The following is a 783-nucleotide window of genomic DNA, read 5'->3' on the forward strand; positions in this document are numbered from 1 at the left end:
ACCGCAGATATGATCAATGATGCCATTTTGCGCGGACATCTATGGGCTGTCGACCGCAATATCAAAAAAACCTACATGAGTGACGTGAGTGAAAGCGTCAATGCCTATTTGCGTGATTTAAAAGCACAAGGCGCCATTCTTGGTGGACGTTGTACGCCTGATCTAGAGTTGAATACAGCAAGCGCCATTGAAGGCGGCAGAGTCTATTTCAATGTCGAATTCACACCAACAACACCAGCAGAACACATCACATTCCGTTCACGCATTGTGAATGATTATTTAGAGGAGATTTTTTAATGGCTATCCCCGTTTTACCAAGAGTTTTGAAATATTTTAACATTTTTGTCGACGGCATTCCCTATCAAGCAAAATGTGAAAGCGTAACATTACCGAATTTGAACTTGGTTGTTGAAAGTTATCGTGGTGGAGGCATGGATAGCTCCATTGAGGTTGATCTTGGTCTTGAAACCCTCACGCTTAGCATGACCATTTCTGATTGCTCTCCAGAATTGATGGCACTGTTGGGGCGCACAGATGTCGATATCTCATTACGAAGTTCAATGCAAGCGCAAGGCACACCAGCAGAAGGTGTTGTCATTACCATGAGAGGACTATGCAAAGGCTTTGAAATGGCAGAATGGCAACCTAGCAGCAAAGCAACATCCACAACTACCTTCACATTGCAATATTTCAAATATGTCCAGAAGGACGTTGAAATCGTTGAGATAGATGTCCTCAACTTGGTGAGAAAATTCAATGGCGTCAATCAACTCGCAGACCATA

The 783-nt window shown here is 43.2% G+C and carries 2 protein-coding genes; both read left to right on the forward strand.

Annotation, left to right across the window (positions count from 1 at the left end; translation table 11 throughout):
• The coding region (locus tag ACFILW_RS10340) for a phage tail sheath C-terminal domain-containing protein (protein ID WP_375632001.1) at positions 1-297 on the forward strand (297 nt) is incomplete at its 5' end.
• On the forward strand, positions 297-783 hold a 487-nt coding region (locus tag ACFILW_RS10345), incomplete at its 3' end, for a phage major tail tube protein (RefSeq protein WP_375685796.1). The genes ACFILW_RS10340 and ACFILW_RS10345, both read left to right, overlap by 1 nt.

Source organism: Bartonella sp. TT110JLCBS (genome assembly GCF_042193405.1).
Classification (GTDB): Bacteria; Pseudomonadota; Alphaproteobacteria; order Rhizobiales; family Rhizobiaceae; genus Bartonella.